Origin of the sequence: Streptomyces sp. NBC_00285, assembly GCF_036174265.1 — a bacterium.
Classification (GTDB): domain Bacteria; phylum Actinomycetota; class Actinomycetes; order Streptomycetales; family Streptomycetaceae; genus Streptomyces.
This window is the reverse complement of the sequence record NZ_CP108055.1, coordinates 4,341,459-4,357,984: the sequence shown is the minus strand read 5'-3', so window position 1 is coordinate 4,357,984 and position 16,526 is coordinate 4,341,459. Positions and strand designations below refer to the sequence as shown.

At 71.4% G+C, this 16,526-nt stretch carries 12 protein-coding genes, 1 tRNA gene and 1 pseudogene; 12 read left to right on the top strand and 2 right to left on the bottom strand.

Annotated features, from left to right (window positions below; translation table 11 throughout):
- Positions 1–45 precede the first annotated feature (45 nt).
- The 9 genes from OHT57_RS20165 (at position 46) to OHT57_RS20125 (ending at position 11,745) form a co-directional block, all read left to right on the top strand.
- The gene (locus tag OHT57_RS20165; RefSeq protein WP_328747853.1) at positions 46–1,341 is read left to right on the top strand and encodes an extracellular solute-binding protein; all 1,296 of its coding nucleotides are present in this window, start codon (positions 46–48) and stop codon (positions 1,339–1,341) included.
- 5 nt (positions 1,342–1,346) lie between these two features.
- Positions 1,347–2,237 (top strand): carbohydrate ABC transporter permease, encoded by an 891-nt coding sequence (locus OHT57_RS20160; RefSeq protein WP_328747852.1) that lies wholly within the window; start codon positions 1,347–1,349, stop codon positions 2,235–2,237.
- Entirely contained in the window at positions 2,234–3,091 is an 858-nt protein-coding gene (locus tag OHT57_RS20155; protein ID WP_328747851.1) for a carbohydrate ABC transporter permease, read from the top strand. The genes OHT57_RS20160 and OHT57_RS20155 overlap by 4 nt, the downstream gene beginning before the upstream one ends.
- A gap of 1 nt (position 3,092) precedes the next feature.
- Positions 3,093–4,724, top strand: coding sequence for a beta-N-acetylhexosaminidase (locus tag OHT57_RS20150; protein WP_328747850.1), 1,632 nt, complete (start codon positions 3,093–3,095; stop codon positions 4,722–4,724).
- A gap of 235 nt (positions 4,725–4,959) precedes the next feature.
- Positions 4,960–5,853: an FAD binding domain-containing protein gene (locus OHT57_RS20145; RefSeq protein WP_328747849.1), complete on the top strand. Its 894-nt coding sequence runs from the start codon at positions 4,960–4,962 to the stop codon at positions 5,851–5,853.
- Positions 5,850–7,547: a 2Fe-2S iron-sulfur cluster-binding protein gene (locus OHT57_RS20140; RefSeq protein ID WP_328747848.1), complete on the top strand. Its 1,698-nt coding sequence runs from the start codon at positions 5,850–5,852 to the stop codon at positions 7,545–7,547. The genes OHT57_RS20145 and OHT57_RS20140 overlap by 4 nt, the downstream gene beginning before the upstream one ends.
- The gene (locus OHT57_RS20135) at positions 7,544–9,853 is read left to right on the top strand and encodes a xanthine dehydrogenase family protein molybdopterin-binding subunit (protein WP_328747847.1); all 2,310 of its coding nucleotides are present in this window, start codon (positions 7,544–7,546) and stop codon (positions 9,851–9,853) included. The genes OHT57_RS20140 and OHT57_RS20135 overlap by 4 nt, the downstream gene beginning before the upstream one ends.
- Positions 9,854–9,896: 43 nt before the next feature.
- Positions 9,897–10,430, top strand: a complete 534-nt coding sequence (locus OHT57_RS20130; RefSeq protein WP_328747846.1) for an AAA family ATPase — start codon at positions 9,897–9,899, stop codon at positions 10,428–10,430.
- Positions 10,431–10,587: 157 nt separating this feature from the next.
- Positions 10,588–11,745 carry an SUKH-4 family immunity protein gene (locus OHT57_RS20125; RefSeq protein ID WP_328747845.1) on the top strand — a complete coding sequence of 386 codons (1,158 nt, stop codon included), beginning with the start codon at positions 10,588–10,590 and terminating at the stop codon, positions 11,743–11,745.
- Here OHT57_RS20125 and OHT57_RS20120 read toward each other — a convergent pair.
- Positions 11,742–12,287: an FABP family protein gene (locus OHT57_RS20120; RefSeq protein ID WP_328747844.1), complete on the bottom strand. Its 546-nt coding sequence runs from the start codon at positions 12,285–12,287 to the stop codon at positions 11,742–11,744. The genes OHT57_RS20125 and OHT57_RS20120 overlap by 4 nt on opposite strands.
- Positions 12,288–12,403: 116 nt before the next feature.
- A tRNA-Cys gene (locus OHT57_RS20115) sits at positions 12,404–12,475 on the bottom strand.
- Positions 12,476–12,778: 303 nt separating this feature from the next.
- Here OHT57_RS20115 and OHT57_RS20110 point away from each other — a divergent pair.
- The 3 genes and pseudogenes from OHT57_RS20110 (at position 12,779) to OHT57_RS20100 (ending at position 16,329) form a co-directional block, all read left to right on the top strand.
- Positions 12,779–14,257 (top strand): MFS transporter, encoded by a 1,479-nt coding sequence (locus OHT57_RS20110; protein ID WP_328747841.1) that lies wholly within the window; start codon positions 12,779–12,781, stop codon positions 14,255–14,257.
- Positions 14,254–14,379, top strand: a pseudogene (locus tag OHT57_RS20105) (death-on-curing protein); the annotation flags it as partial. The gene OHT57_RS20110 and the pseudogene OHT57_RS20105, both read left to right, overlap by 4 nt.
- Positions 14,380–14,538: 159 nt before the next feature.
- On the top strand, positions 14,539–16,329 hold the full coding sequence (locus OHT57_RS20100; protein WP_328747840.1) for a DEAD/DEAH box helicase: 1,791 nt from the start codon (positions 14,539–14,541) through the stop codon (positions 16,327–16,329).
- Positions 16,330–16,526 lie beyond the last annotated feature (197 nt).

Here is a 16,526-nt window from a genome sequence, read left to right as displayed (position 1 = left end):
AACCGTCATTGCATATGTTGCAACGCACGCCCGGAGGAACACTCCATGAAGCTCTCCCCCCACCTTCCCGCCCTGCTCCTGGCCGCCCTGGTCGTCACCGCCTGCGCGCCCCAGACCTCCTCCAACTCCTCCTCCGACAAGGACGAGAAGACCGGCACCCTGCGCGTCTGGCTCTTCCAGGAGGTCGGCAACAAACCGAAGGAGAAGGTCGTCGACTCCGTCGTCGCCTCCTTCGAGAAGGCTCACCGGGACACCAAGGTCGACGTCGAGTACATCCCGGTCGAGACCCGCGCCCAGCGCGTCAAGGCCGCCTTCAACGATCCGTCCTCCGCACCCGACGTGATGGAGTACGGCAACACCGACACCGCCGGCTATGTGAAGGACGGCGGACTCCTCGACGTCACCAGGGAGTTCGGCGACTGGAACCAGGCGAAGGACACCGACCCCACGGCCAGGCAGTCGGTCACCGTGGACGGCAGGATCTACGGCTCGCCCTTCTACGTCGGCGTCCGTGCCCTCTACTACCGCACCGACGTCTTCAAGGAACTCGGACTCGAAGTCCCGAGGACGATGGCCGAGTTGGCCACCACGGCCCGCACGATCCGCGCCGCGAAGCCCGAGTTGTACGGCCTCGTCGTCGGCGGCGCCTACACGTACGGCGCGATGCCCTTCATCTGGGCGGGCGGCGGCGAACTCGCCGAAGGCAAGGGCGGGTCGTACGCCTCCGCGATCGACAGCGCGGCCGCGCAGAAGGGCATCAAGGAGTACACCTCGCTCTTCACCGACACCAACTGTCCCGCCGCGAAGTGCGCCGGCATGGGCGGCAACGACACGATCACCGCGTTCGCGGCGGGCAAGGCGGGGATGGCGATCGGCGGCGACTTCAGCCATACGGCCGTCGAGGCCGGGAAGGTCAAGGGCGAGTACGCGGTGGTGCCGCTGCCCGGGATCACCGCCGGGTCGATAGCTCCCGCCTTCGCGGGCGGCAACAACATCGGCGTGCTCAAGAGCACGGCCCACCGGACGCTGGCCGTGGACCTGATGGAACAGCTCACCTCGAAGAAGACGCAGGCGTCGATGTTCGGCGCGATGGGGTTCCTGCCGACGTTCGCGGACGTCCGGCAGCAGGCCGCCGCCGAGCAGCCGTATGTGAAGCCCTTCGCGCAGACCCTCGCCGCCGGGACGAAGTTCGTGCCCGCCTCGCCCGCCTGGTCGCAGATCGACTCCTCGCTGGTGCTGCCGACGATGTTCCAGGAGGTCATCAGCGGCAAGAAGGACGTGGCGGCGGCCTCCGGTGAAGCGGCGAAGAAGATGGACAACGCCTTCGGCTCCGTCGGGTGACCTCGGTGACGTCAGTGATCAACCGCACCACCCGGGCACCCTGGCTCTATCTCGCCCCCGCCCTCGTCGTCCTGGGCGCACTGCTTGTCTACCCCGTCTGGCAACTCGGTCTGATCTCCTTCTTCCGGTACACCCAGGCCCAGGTCAGCGGCGGTGAACCGACCGCCTTCGAAGGGCTCGGGAACTACTCCGCGCTGTTCTCCGACCCGCAGTTCTGGCAGGTGCTGCTGGCCACCGTGCTGTTCGCGGGGGCCTGTGTCGTCTCGACGCTCGCCGTCGGGTGCGCGCTGGCCGTGCTCCTCACCCGGGTACGGGCCGTGCCGCGGCTGGCGTTGATGCTGGCCGCGCTGGGGGCGTGGGCGACACCGGCGGTGACGGGGTCGACGGTATGGCTGCTCCTCTTCGACCCCGACTTCGGACCGGTGAACCGCGTCCTCGGGCTCGGCGACCACTCGTGGACGTACGGGCGGGTCAGCGCCTTCCTCCTCGTACTCCTCGAAGTCGTCTGGTGCTCCTTCCCGTTCGTGATGGTCACGGTGTACGCCGGGATCCGTGCCGTGCCGGGCGAGGTGCTGGAGGCCGCCGCGCTGGACGGGGCCTCGCAGTGGCGGATCTGGCGGTCGGTGCTCGCGCCGATGCTGCGGCCGATCCTGGCCGTCGTCACCATCCAGTCGGTCATCTGGGACTTCAAGGTCTTCACCCAGATCTACGTCATGACGAACGGGGGAGGCATCGCCGGACAGAACCTCGTCCTGAACGTCTACGCCTACCAGCAGGCCTTCGCCTCCTCGCAGTACGGCCTCGGCGCGGCGATCGGCGTCGTGATGCTGCTGATCCTGCTCGCCGTGACGCTGGTGTACCTGCGGCTGCTGCGCCGCCAGGGGGAGGAACTGTGAGCCTTCCACGCGCCCGGGCCCGGCTGTCCGTACGGCGTCCCTGGCGGCTGGCCGCCGAGGGGTCCGCGTTGCTGATCGCGGTCGTCGTCGCCTTCCCCCTCTACTGGATGGTGCTCAGCGCCTTCAGACCGGCCGGCGAGATCGAGTCGGCCCAGCCCCGGCCCTGGACGCTCTCGCCCTCGCTGGATTCCTTCCGGCGAGTGTTCGGGCAGCAGGATTTCGGTCGGTATTTCGTCAACAGCCTTGTCGTGGCGGGCAGTGTCGTGATCGTCTCGGCGCTGATCGCGTTTCTCGCCGCGACGGCCGTCACACGATTCCGCTTCCGCTTCCGGACCACCCTCCTGATCATGTTTCTGGTGGCCCAGATGGTGCCCGTGGAGGCCCTCACCATCCCCTTGTTCTTCCAGATGCGGGACTTCGGTCTGCTGAACACGCTGGGCTCGCTGATCCTGCCCCACATCGCCTTCTCGCTGCCCTTCGCGATCTGGATGCTGAGAGGGTTCGTGAAGGCCGTACCGGAGGCTTTGGAGGAGGCCGCGTACATCGACGGGGCGAGCCGCGCGCGATTTTTGTGGCAGATTCTGTTCCCCCTCGTCCTGCCCGGTCTGGTGGCCACGAGCGTGTTCTCCTTCATCTCCGCCTGGAACGATTTCCTCTTCGCCAAGTCGTTCATCATCAGCGACACCTCGCAGTCCACGCTGCCGATGGCCCTGCTGGTCTTCTTCAAACCGGACGAGCCGGACTGGGGCGGCGTCATGGCCGCCTCGACGGTGATGACGATTCCGGTACTGGTGTTCTTCGTACTCGTACAGCGACGCCTGGTCTCGGGGCTGGGCGGAGCGGTTAAGGACTGATGTGACCTCGCTCGCAGAACTGATTCCCGCGGCGCGCAGTGTCGTGGGACCCACTCCATGCGGCTTCGTGTTCGGGCCGGACACCGCCCTGTGGGGCGCGGCCGGCACCGACTCCACCCAGCGCTGGCTGCGCGCCACCCTGGGCGCGGCCCTCGGGCTGCCGCTGCCGCCTGGGCAGGAGGGCGCCGAGAACACGCTCACGCTGCGTCTCGACGACACCCTGGACCCGGAGGGCTACCGGCTGAAGGTCACCACCGGCTGGGGTGTCGAGATCACGGGCGGCGGGCCGGCCGGAGTGTTCTGGGGCGCGCAGTCACTCCGTCAACTCCTCGGCCCCGACGCCTTCCGGCGCGCACCGGTCGCCCCCGACGTGCAGTACGGCGTCCGGCACCAGACCGTCGAGGACGCCCCCCGATTCCGCTGGCGTGGCCTCATGCTCGACGTGGCCCGGCACTTCATGACCAAGGACGGGGTGCTGCGCTACCTGGATCTGATGGCCGCGCACAAACTCAACGTCTTCCACTTTCATCTGACGGACGACCAGGGCTGGCGGGTCGAGATCAAGAGGTACCCCCGGCTCACCGAGGTGGGCTCATGGCGGGCGCGTACCAAATTCGGCCACGGGGCCTCACCGCTGTGGGAGGAGAAGCCGCACGGGGGCTTCTACACCCAGGACGACATCCGGGAGATCGTCGCCTACGCCGCCGAGCGGCATATCACCGTCGTCCCCGAAATCGACGTGCCCGGACACTCGCAGGCCGCCATCGCCGCGTACCCGGAACTCGGCATCACCGACGTCATCGACACGACCTCCCTCACGGTCTGGGACAGCTGGGGCATCTCTCTGAACGTACTCGCCCCCACTGACAACACCCTGCGCTTCTACGAGGGCGTGTTCGAGGAACTGCTGGAGCTGTTCCCTTCCGAGTTCATTCACATCGGCGGCGACGAATGCGCCAAGGAGCAGTGGCGGGAGTCGTCCTTCGTCCAGGCCCGGATCGAGGAACTCGGCCTCGCGGACGAGGACGAGTTGCAGTCCTGGTTCATCGGACACTTCGACAAGTGGCTCTCCGCGCGCGGGCGTCGGCTCATCGGCTGGGACGAGATCCTGGAGGGTGGGCTGGCCGAAGGCGCGGCGGTCTCGTCCTGGCGCGGCTACGCGGCCGGCATCGCGGCCGCCCGCGCGGGCCACGACGTCGTCATGTGCCCCGAGCAGCAGGTGTACCTGGACTACCGGCAGGACGCGGGCGCGGACGAACCGGTCCCCATCGCCTACGTCCGCACCCTGGAGGACGTCTATCGGTTCGAGCCCGTTCCACCGGAGTTGACGCCCGAGGAGGCCGCGCACGTCCTCGGCGCGCAGGCCAACGTGTGGACCGAGGTGATGGAGGACCAGGGGCGCGTCGACTACCAGACCTTCCCCCGGCTGGCGGCCTTCGCCGAGGTGGCCTGGAGCGCTCTGCCCGCTCCGGCGGAACGGGACTTCGCGGACTTCGAGCGGCGAATGGCCCTTCACTACGAGCGACTTGACGCCCTGGGCGTCGGCTACCGGCCGCCCACAGGGCCGTTGCCGTGGCAGCAGCGGCCCGGAGTGCTCGGCCGGCCCATCGAGGGGACGCCACCGAACAGGTAAGGGAAAAAAACCCCAAGAGCCATTTAAGAGAGTCAATCGGTATGTGCCGGTGATGCCGTGCGAAAACGGACCATCTCCCGGACGGGGCGGGCGAATGCCACCGAATGCCTCCTAGCGGACCCCTGTCTTCGGGTGTTGCGAAGATGTGCCAGAGTTGCCACGTCCGCCCTGTCAGCACGTACCGTACGGCAGCAACAGGCAGGGCCAGGTGGGACAGCGGGAAGGGGCAGCCGGTTTGACCACGCACGCACCGCAGGCGACGCAGGCCGTCACGCTGCCCACAACGCTGGACGAGGCGGTGGCGGCCCTCACGGCCATGCCCGCCGCCGTGCCCGTCGCGGGCGGCACCGACCTGATGGCCGCCGTCAACTCCGGGCAGCTCAGGCCCGCCGCGCTGGTCGGCCTCGGCCGGATCAGCGAGATCCGCGGCTGGCAGTACCAGGACGGACACGCCCTGCTCGGCGCGGGTCTCACACACGCGCGTATGGGCCGTCCCGACTTCGCCGCCCTCATCCCGGCGCTCGCGGCCGCCGCCCGCGCCGCAGGCCCGCCGCAGATCCGCAACGCGGGCACCCTCGGCGGCAACATCGCCTCGGCGGCACCCACGGGCGACGCGCTGCCCGTTCTGGCCGCCCTGGAGGCGACCCTGATCATCGCGGGTCAGGACGGAGCCCGCCGGGAGATGCCCGTCTCCCACCTGCTGGCCGGCATGGAGATGCTCCGCGCCGGAGAGCTCATCGGCTTCGTCCGCGTACCGCTGCTGCACGCCCCGCAGGTCTTCCTCAAGGTGACCGGCCGCACCGGCCCCGGCCGTGCGATGGCCTCGGTCGCGCTGGTCCTCGACCCGGCCCGGCGCGGGGTCAGGTGCGCCGTCGGTGCCATAGCGCCGATGCCGCTGCGGCCCCTGGACGCCGAGCAGTGGGTCGCCCGGCTCATCGACTGGGACAACGGCCGCGCGATCGTCCCGGAGGCCCTGGAGGCCTTCGGCGAGTACGTCGCCGCGGCCTGCATCCCCGACCCGGCACCGGCCGTGGACGGCTCCGTACCGCAGCATCCGCCCGCCGTACTGCACCTGCGGCGCACCGTCGCCGCGCTGGCCCGACGAGCACTGGGGAGGGCACTGTCATGACCGACGACCAGCACGGAGAGGGCACGCCCCGGGCCGCGGGCCGCTGGGACCCCCTGCCCCAGGGCGACTACGACGACGGCGCGACCGCCTTCGTGAAGCTCCCCGAAGGAGGCATCGACGCCCTCCTGGCCTCCGCCGACAGTCCGCTCGCCGCGCGCGGCCAGGGCTATGTGCCGCCGCAGATAACGGCCGCACCGGGCGACGGCACCGGAACCGACCCGGCGGGCACGGGCGCGTGGGGCGCCCCCGCCGAGGGGACCGGCTGGCCCGACCCGAACGCGGTGCCGCAGGGCCAGACCGGACAGTTCACGTACAACCCCGCGTCCACCCAGCAGTGGAACGTCGAGGACACCGCGGCCGCGCCCGTGCCGGGCCACGACGTCACCGGGCAGTGGTCGATCCCCGTCGTCGGCGGAGACCTCCCGGACGAATCGGGCGAGTTCACCACGTCGGCCCTGGTTGAGCAGTGGGGCGGCACCCCTCCCGCGACCCTGCCGGGCGGCGCGTCCGCACCCTGGGCGACACAGCCGGCGCAGCCGTGGGACGACCCGGCCCAGGGCGGCGCCGGAGCGGCCGACGAGCGGCACGCGCACGTCCCGCACGGCGAGGGGCACGCCGGTGACGCCTACGCCGTAGAGGCCGCCGAGACGCAGGCCGACACGCACACCGACGTGCATGTGCCGCCCGCCGCGCACACCGAGGACCACGCGCCCGCAGACCCGTCGGAGCAGCCCACGCCGACCGCGCACACGCGCGCCGAGCCGGGCCGTGCGCCCCACGACCCCGCCGAGCCCTCCGCGGACAGCCCCTCCACGGCCGCCTCACGGCCCACTCCCGGCGCCGGCGAGGCTCCGGCGGCACCTGAGGACTCCGACGACGCCCACGGGGCCGTGGAAGCCGCTGACGGCCCCGCCGAGCCCGGCACGGAGCACGCCCCGCCCGTCGGCGACGACGACGAACCGGAGTCCGAGGCAGCCGAGGAGCACGCGGCCGACCCCGACGCCGACGAGAACCCTGACGAGCGGGCCCCCGCACACTCCGGCGAGGAACACCCCCTCGCCTCCTTCGTCCTGCGCGTCAACGGCGTCGACCGCCCGGTCACCGACGCCTGGATCGGCGAGTCGCTGCTCTACGTACTGCGCGAGCGGCTCGGCCTCGCCGGCGCCAAGGACGGCTGCTCGCAGGGCGAGTGCGGGGCGTGCAACGTCCAGGTCGACGGACGGCTCGTCGCCTCCTGCCTGGTGCCCGCCGTGACCGCCTCCGGCAGCGAGGTCCGTACCGTCGAGGGCCTCGCCGCGGACGGCCGCCCCTCGGACGTGCAGCGCGCGCTCGCCCGGTGCGGCGCCGTGCAGTGCGGCTTCTGCGTGCCGGGCATGGCGATGACCGTGCACGACCTGCTGGAGGGCAACCCGGCGCCCACCGAGATGGAGACCCGCACCGCACTGTGCGGCAACCTCTGCCGCTGCTCCGGCTACCGGGGCGTCGTCGACGCCGTCAAGGAGGTCGTCGCCGAGCGCGAGGCCCACGCGACGGGCGACGGTGAGACGGATGGCGACGAGGCACGTATTCCGCACCAGGCGGGCCCCGGGGGCGGAAGCGTCCACGCGTCGGCGTTCGACTCGCCGGGCTTCCCGGGCGCCGCCGGACCGCATGAGCAGGCGTACGGACAGGGACAGGACGGAGGCCAGGCGTGAGCAACGAAGCCGCCACCGCGACCACCGCCGCGGAGGCAGCACCTGCCCCGGAGCCGATTCCGCACGGCCTCGGCGTCTCCCTGCCGGCCGCCGACGCGCGCGCGAAAACCGAGGGCACCTTCCCCTACGCCGCCGACCTGTGGGCCGAGGGCCTGCTGTGGGCCGCCGTCCTGCGCTCCCCGCACGCGCACGCGCGCATCGTGTCCATCGACACGTCCCACGCGCGTGACATGCCCGGAGTCCGCTCGGTCATCACCCACGAGGACGTCCCCGGCAGCCCGGTGCACGGCCGCGGCAAGGCCGACCGCCCGGTCTTCGCCTCCGAGGTCGTACGCCATCACGGCGAGCCCATCGCGGCCGTCGCCGCCGACCACCCCGACACCGCGCGCATGGCGGCGGCCGCCGTCATCGTCGAGTACGAGGTGCTGGAGCCGGTCACCGACCCGGAGCAGGCCTTCGAGGCCGAGCCCCTGCACCCCGACGGCAACCTGGTCCGCCACATCCCGCTCCACCACGGCGACCCGGACGTCGTCGGCGAGATCATCGTCGAGGGCCAGTACCGCATCGGCCGCCAGGACCCCGCCCCCATCGGCGCCGAGGCCGGCCTCGCCGTGCCCCGCCCCGACGGCGGCGTCGAGCTCTACCTCGCCTCCACCGACCCGCATGCCGACCGCGACACCGCCGCCGCCTGCTACGGCCTGGAGCCCGAGCGCGTCAAGGTCGTCGTCACCGGCGTCCCCGGCGCCACCGCCGACCGTGAGGACCAGGGCTTCCAGCTCCCGCTCGGCCTGCTCGCGCTGAAGACGGGCTGCCCGGTGAAGCTCACGGCCACGCGCGAGGAGTCCTTCCTCGGCCATGTGCACCGCCATCCCACGCTGCTGAGATACCGCCACCACGCCGACGCGGACGGCAAGCTGGTGAAGGTCGAGGCGCAGATCCTGCTCGACGGGGGCGCCTACGCGGACACCTCCGCCGAGGCCCTGGCCGCCGCCGTGGGCTTCGCCTGCGGACCGTACGTCGTCCCGAACGCCTTCATCGAGGGCTGGGCCGTCCGCACCAACAACCCGCCCTCCGGCCATGTCCGCGGCGAGGGCGCGATGCAGGTGTGCGCCGCCTACGAGGCGCAGATGGACAAGCTGGCCAAGAAGCTGGGCGTCGACCCGGCGGAGCTGCGCCTGCGCAACGCCCTCGCCACCGGTGACGTACTCCCGACCGGCCAGACGGTGACCTGCCCGGCCCCGGTGGCCGAACTGCTCCAGGCCGTACGGGACTTCCCGCTCCCCGAGCTGCCCAAGGACACCCCCGAGGACCAGTGGCTGCTGCCCGGCGGCCCCGAGGGCGCGGGCGAACCCGGCGCGATCCGCCGGGGCGTCGGCTACGGCCTCGGCATGGTCCACATGCTCGGCACCGAAGGCGCGGACGAGGTCTCCACGGCGACCGTACGGGTCCAGGACGGCGTCGCCACGGTGCTGTGCGCGGCCGTCGAGACCGGCCAGGGCTTCACCACGCTGGCCCGCCAGATCGTCCAGGAGACGCTCGGCATCGACGAGGTGCACGTCGCTCCCGTCGACACCGACCAGCCCCCGGCCGGCCCGGGCGCTCGAGGCCGCCACACCTGGGTCTCCGGCGGCGCCGTCGAACGCGCGGCCAAGATGGTCCGCACCCAGCTCCTGCAGCCCCTGGCGCACAAGTTCGGCATGTCCACCGAGCTGCTCCAGATCACCGACGGCAAGATCACCTCCTACGACGGCGTCCTGTCGACGACCGTCACCGAGGCCATGGACGGCAAGGAACTGTGGGCGACCGCCCAGTGCCGGCCGCATCCGACCGAGCCCCTGAACGAGGCGGGCCAGGGCGACGCCTTCGTGGGGATCGCGTTCTGCGCGATCCGCGCGGTCGTCGACGTCGACGTCGAACTGGGCTCGGTCCGCGTGGTCGAGATGGCACTCGCCCAGGATGTCGGCCGGATCCTCAACCCCGCCCAGCTGGAGGCCCGTATCGAAGCGGGCGTCACCCAGGGCGTCGGGATAGCGCTGACGGAGAACCTGCGCACCGCGCGCGGACTGATCCGCCACCCGGACCTCACGGGGTACGCGCTGCCGACGGCCCTGGACGCGCCGGACATCCGGATCGTCAAGCTCGTCGAGGAGCGGGACGTGATCGCACCGTTCGGCGCGAAGGCGGCGAGCGCGGTGCCGGTGGTCACCTCCCCGGCGGCCGTCGCCTCCGCCGTACGCGCGGCTACCGGCCGTCCCGTGAACCGGCTGCCGATCCGCCCGCAGGCCGCGGTGGTGACGGACCGATGAGCCTTCCCGTTCAGGAGCCCGTGGTGGGCGGCGTCTCCTCCGCGTGAACGGCGTCGTCCTGGTCACCGGCGTGATGGCGGCCGGCAAGTCGACGGTCGCGCAGGCGCTGGCGGAGCGGCTTCCGCGGGCCGCGCATGTCCGCGGGGACGTGTTCCGGCGGATGATCGTGTCGGGGCGCGAGGACTACGTACCCGGGGCGTCCGGTGAGGCCGACGCCCAACTGCGCCTGCGGTACCGGCTGTCGGCGGCGACCGCGGAAGCGTACGCGGAGGCCGGTTTCACGGCGGTCGTCCAGGACGTCGTGCTCGGCGAGGACCTGACGGCGTATGTGGCGCTGGTCCGGACCCGCCCCCTGTACGTCGTGGTCCTCGCGCCGGACGCCGGGACGGTGGCCGCCCGGGAGGCGGGCCGGACCAAGTCGGGCTACGACGACGCGGCTTGGACGGTCCCCGCGCTGGACGCGGCGCTGCGGGCGTCGACGCCACGGATCGGCCTGTGGCTGGACACCTCCGAACTGACCCCGGCGCAGACGGTGGAGGCGATTCTCGCGGGACGGGAACGCGCGAGGGTGCTCTGACGTCTCCCTGATACGGGGGGCGTTGTCAGTGGCGGCGCGTAGTGTTTCGAGCAGTGGGGGATGAGCGCCGGCCAACCTGGTTCGCCGTGCCGTGCCCTGCCAGGGGACCGTGAGAGACGTGCCCAGGGGACTGCGCAAGGAAACACACGGGGGAGCCATGAGCACGACCGATGCCGCCGTAGCGGCGATCAGACTGACCGAGGACGAACTGCGCCCGTACATCACTCACGTGTCCACCCGCCGCTGGCTCAGCGGCCCCGGACTGCCCGGTGACAGCGACCTGTTCACCTTCGAGGAACTGCGCCGCGACGGCCTGCGCACGGTGGCCGACGCGACGGCCGACCCGGCGGGCCGGCTCAGCGACGGGCTGCGCGACCAACTGGTGATAGGCGGACTGACGGACCTGCACGGCATGGAAACGGAGTCGGTCCTGCTCGACGGAGTCACGGGCGAGGTCTCGACGACGGCCTTCTTCCACGCCCGCCCCGACCTGATGGACCGCACCCCGCTGGCCCCGTCGCTCCCCACGCTGGTCCGCTTCGCGACGGCGACGGACGAACTGACAGAGGTGCGAGGCCAGTTCGCCGCGTACGCCGGCCGCTTCGGTCCCACGGCGGTGGAGGAGGCGACCCGTCAACTGCTGACGGTGTTCGAGGAGGGCACGGGCGGTGCGGTGCCGACGTTCTGGAAGATCGCGGCCCTGATCCGCCCCCTCGCCCTGGTGGCGGGCCCGGGCACGGCGTCCGGCCTGGCCCTTGACCTGCCGCCGCGCCTGCTGGACCAGGAGTTCGGCCGCAACCGGGTCGCCCGCTTCGAGGACATCGACTTCCCGTCCACGCTCACCCATGCCCCGACCCGCCGTTTCCTCGCGGAGACGGGCCTGCCGGAGGACGGCGTCCTCTTCCACACCGACCCGGACGCCCCGCTTCCGACCCTCGCGGAGCACCAGGCCGACCGGCTGGTCGCCCTCCCGCCCCGGGCCGACCACCTGATCGTCCTGGGCCATCTGATCGAGGACAACACCTTGGTGGTCGACGGCGAGACCGGCGCGGTCCTGAACTGGAGCGAGCGGGAAGCGATCCTGCACCCCCTCAACACCGACATCTCCACCCTCGCCTTCACCCTCTGGCTCCTGCACCGGGAGCGCCAGATAGACGAGTCGCTCTCCCACGAGCTGACGAACTCCCTGTACGTCCAGGTCGCCAAGACGATGATCCGGGCCCTCTCCACCATCGACCCCACGGGCACGACGACGGACGCGGACTGGCACTACTGGACGGAGCTGTTCCAGGACGAGGCGGGCGGGGTGCTCTAGTCGTCTTCGCGCCGCAGGGTCGCCGAGAGGTGGTGCTGCAACGGCCGGCCGACCGCGGCGAGGTCGTGGACGAAGGTGAGGGTGTCCCCGCCGGACAGGTTGTAGCGCCGCCGGGTGGCGGTCACGTCCTTGGCGGTGGGGGTGAGAGCGACGATGTGCGTGGAGAGATCGACCGCGCCGTCCGCGGCATGGCCGACGAGGATCTCAGTGATGCCGGTGGGCTGGGTGATCAGCGCCTCTACTCGCCCGTCCGGCTGAAGCCGCCACCAGCCGCTCTCCCGCGCCGCCGGCCGCAACGGCACCCCGTCGCCGTCGAGCAGCCAGGCCCGGGCCTCGTACCGGAGGAAGGGGCGCCCGTCATGGCTGAAGGTGACTTCCTGCGCGTACGCGAAGTCGTCGTCGAGCGTCGGATACCCGCCCTGGCCCCGCCCCCGCCACGACCCCAGAAACCCGAGCACAGGCCCGAGCAGCGAATGGGGAGCGGGCGCCTGATCAGCCCGACAGGCTTCGGGGAAGGGCTGCTCCGATGCGGTCTCACACACGTCCTGGCTCCTCTACCCACACGGCGGCTACGGCCCGCAAGCGTAGGCCCCGCACCGGCGAAGGGGCGGCACCTTCGAGGGTGCCGCCCCTTTCGCCCTGCATGGTCGGACAGCTGAGGCCGTGGCGGGAATCGAACCCGCGTAACTCGCTTTGCAGGCGAGTCCCTGAACCACTCGGGCACACGGCCGGGTCGGTGTGGAGTGGGGTGCTCCTGCCGAGGTCGGTGAAATGAACGTACGGCGGGGAGCGGGGTGGGCTCAAGGGGATCGCGGGGGCTGCAACGGGACTGCCATACGCCGTTCATGAAGCGCGGGCGGGGCGGGGGGTGCTTGTGAGGAGGACGCCGAGGTGATCACCGGGGCTGCACTGGGACTGTCGTACGGCGTTCGTGAAGCGGGTCCGTGCGGGGGTGGTCGTACGTCCAAGGTCCTAGGGGGAGGCGGTCTCTTGACAGGGGTCAAAGGGAGTTGCGGGACTTACTCTGGCGGGCATGGCAGCTCTCGAACCGCGTGACGTCGGTGTCACTGATGACCCTGTGGGCCCGTTCGTCGATGGGGCAGGGGAGGGGGTGCTGGGGCGGTCCCACCGGGCGCTCAGTGTCGGGATCGTCTCCGTCGTGGTGCTGATCGCGTTCGAGGCGACCGCTGTCGGGACCGCGATGCCCGTGGCCGCGCGGGAGTTGGACGGGGTCGCGCTCTACGCGTTCGCGTTCTCCGGGTACTTCACGACCAGCCTGTTCGGGATGGTGCTGTCCGGGCAGTGGTCGGACCGGCGGGGGCCGCTCGGGGCATTGACGGCCGGGATCGGCGCGTTCGCCGCCGGGTTGCTGGTGTCCGGGACCGCCACCACCATGTGGCTGTTCATCCTGGGGCGGGCCGTGCAGGGGCTCGGGGGCGGGCTGGTCATCGTCGCCCTGTATGTCGTGGTCGGGCGGGCGTACCCCGAGCGGCTGCGGCCCGCGATCATGGCTGCGTTCGCCGCCGGGTGGGTCGTGCCGTCCATCGTGGGGCCGCTCGCTGCCGGGGCGGTGACCGAACATCTCGGATGGCGGTGGGTGTTCGTGGGGATCCCGGTGCTCGTGGTCTTTCCGCTGGCGCTCGCGCTGCCGCAGATACGGCGGCTCGCGGGAGGGCCGGTCGACAGCGCCCACGGGAAGGCCTCCTTCGACCGTCGCCGCATCCGGCTCGCCCTCGGGATCTCCCTCGGCGCGGGGCTCCTCCAGTACGCCGCCCAGGGCCTGCGTCCCCTCTCCCTGCTCCCCGGCCTCGCGGGCGCCGCGCTGCTCGTGCCGGCCGTGCTCGGGCTGCTGCCGCGCGGTACGTACCGGGCGGCGCGCGGGCTGCCCTCCGTCGTGCTGCTGCGCGGGGTCGCCGCGGGGTCCTTCGTCGCCGCCGAGTCCTTCGTGCCGCTGATGCTGGTCACCCAGCGGGGGCTGTCGCCGACGCTCGCCGGGTTCTCGCTCGCGGCGGGCGGCGGTACGTGGGCGCTGGGGTCGTGGGTGCAGTCGCGGCCGCGGGTGGAGCCGTACCGGGGACGGCTGATGACCGTGGGGATGGTGCTGGTCGCCGCCGCGATCGCCGCCGCGCCGAGTGTGCTGATCCACTCCGTGCCCGTCTGGACCGTCGCCGTCGCCTGGGGGTTCGGCTGCTTCGGGATGGGGCTGGTGATCTCCTCCACGAGCGTGCTTCTGCTGCATCTCTCCGCCCCCGAGGAGGCCGGCACCAACTCCGCCGCCCTCCAGATCTCCGACGGCCTCTCCAACGCCGTTCTGCTGGCGGCGGGCGGAGCGGCCTTCGCTGCGCTGGGCGGGGGCTCGGTGAGTCATACGGTGAGCGAGGCGTCCGGCTCGCAGCATCCGGTGGCCTTCGCCGTGGTGTTCCTGCCGATGGCGGGGGTGGCGTTGGTGGGGGCGTGGGTGACGACCCGGCTCCACGCCAAAAGCGCGATGCCACCGAGTGGTACCAAGTGAACGGCCACCCGCTGGACGCGGACTTCGATGTCGACGAGGCCGAGCGGTTCGTGTTGGACGTCTGCCAGGGCCGCCTGGACGTACCCAAGATCGCAGCCCACCTGCCGCGCTTCGCGCGATGACTGTGACCTCGGTCCCACCCAGGACCGACCCGGCCCCGTCCGGACGGTGACAGCGCCGGGCCGCCGGTAAGGTGACCCGGTCGTCATACACAGCCCGAGAAACAGCAACCGAGAAACAGCCCAGAACGCAGCCGAGCCGCTCGACCCCCGACGGAGACCGTGACTACCACCGCCGCCTCCTCCCACCACCTTTCTCCCGCCTTCCCGGGCCGCGCCCCCTGGGGCACAGCGAACAAGCTGCGGGCCTGGCAGCAAGGGGCGATGGAGAGATACGTCCAGGAGCAGCCGCGTGACTTCCTGGCCGTCGCGACCCCCGGCGCGGGCAAGACGACCTTCGCCCTCACCCTCGCCTCCTGGCTGCTGCACCACCACATCGTGCAGCAGGTGACCGTCGTCGCGCCGACCGAGCACCTGAAGAAGCAGTGGGCCGAGGCGGCCGCGCGGATAGGGATCAAGCTGGATCCCGAGTACAGCGCGGGGCCGACCGGCAAGGACTACCACGGGGTCGCCGTCACCTACGCGGGTGTGGGCGTACGGCCCATGCTGCACCGCAATCGCGTCGAGCAGCGCAAGACGTTCGTCATCCTCGACGAGATCCATCACGCCGGTGACAGCAAGTCGTGGGGCGAGGCCTGCCTCGAAGCCTTCGAGCCGGCCACGCGACGGCTCGCGCTCACCGGTACGCCGTTCCGGTCCGACACCAACCCCATCCCCTTCGTGACGTACGAGGAGGGCAACGACGGGATCCGACGGTCGTCCGCCGACTACACCTACGGCTACGGCAACGCGCTCGCCGACCACGTCGTGCGGCCCGTCATCTTCCTGTCCTACAGCGGGCAGATGCGGTGGCGGACCAAGGCCGGTGACGAGATCGCGGCCCGGCTCGGCGAACCCATGACCAAGGACGCGATCAGTCAGGCCTGGCGTACGGCCCTGGATCCGCGTGGTGAGTGGATGCCCAGCGTGCTACGGGCCGCCGACCAGCGGCTCACCGAGGTCAGGAAGGGGATCCCGGACGCCGGGGCCCTCGTCATCGCCTCCGACCAGGAATCGGCCCGGGCCTACGCCAAGCTCATCCGTGACATCACGGGGTCGAAGGCCACCCTCGTCCTCTCCGACGACACCGGCGCGTCCAAGCGGATCGACTCCTTCAGCGCGAGCAACGACCGGTGGATGGTCGCCGTCCGCATGGTGTCCGAGGGCGTCGACGTCCCGAGGCTCGCGGTCGGGGTGTACGCCACCACCATCTCGACGCCCCTCTTCTTCGCCCAGGCCGTCGGCCGTTTCGTACGGTCCCGGCGGCGCGGCGAGACCGCCTCCGTCTTCCTCCCGACCGTCCCCGACCTCCTCACCTTCGCCAACGAGATGGAGGTCGAGCGCGACCACGCCCTCGACAAGCCGAAGAAGGAGGGCGAGGAGGACCCCTACGCCGAGTCCGAGAAGGAGATGGAGGAGGCGAACAAGGAGGAGGACGAGGACACCGGCGAGCAGGAGCAGTTCGCCTTCGAGGCGCTGGAGTCCGACGCCGTCTTCGACCGCGTTCTCTACGACGGCGCCGAGTTCGGCATGCAGGCGCACCCGGGGAGCGACGAGGAGCAGGACTACCTCGGCATCCCGGGCCTGCTCGAACCCGACCAGGTGCAGCTCCTCCTCCAGAAGCGGCAGGCGCGGCAGATCGCGCACAGCCGCAAGAAGCCGGACTCGGAGGCCGACCTCCTTGAGCTGCCCGCCGAGCGGCGGCCCGTCGTCTCCCACAAGGAGATGATGGAGCTGCGCAAGCAGCTCAACACCATGGTCAGCGCGTACACCCACCAGAGCGGCAAGCCCCACGGGGTGATCCACACCGAGCTGCGCCGGGTGTGCGGCGGTCCGCCGAGCGCCGAGGCCACGGCCGGGCAGCTGCGGCAGCGCATCGCCAAGGTGCAGGAGTGGGCCACGCGGATGCGGTGACGGGGACACCTGTCCCATGTCGGACGCGGGGGTCGGCCGGGGCGCTCACGCAGTGCCCCGCGCCCCCGTCGGAGCGGATCACGCCTGTACGTATCAGGGCAAACGGAGCGGTCCGTACCGGCTGCTGCCCGGATTCTGGACGGAGGCTTCCGCTGAGCGAACCCGCTTCGCTACTGTCCCGCTACGCACACGCCCCG

What these genes read in the sequence shown, in the direction of transcription:
- OHT57_RS20165 (WP_328747853.1), top strand. Translation starts at nt 46, where the DNA reads ATGAAGCTCTCCCCCCACCTTCCCGCCCTGCTCCTGGCCGCCCTGGTC.
- OHT57_RS20140 (WP_328747848.1), top strand. Translation starts at nt 5,850, where the DNA reads ATGACCGACGACCAGCACGGAGAGGGCACGCCCCGGGCCGCGGGCCGC.
- OHT57_RS20125 (WP_328747845.1), top strand. Translation starts at nt 10,588, where the DNA reads ATGAGCACGACCGATGCCGCCGTAGCGGCGATCAGACTGACCGAGGAC.
- OHT57_RS20110 (WP_328747841.1), top strand. Translation starts at nt 12,779, where the DNA reads ATGGCAGCTCTCGAACCGCGTGACGTCGGTGTCACTGATGACCCTGTG.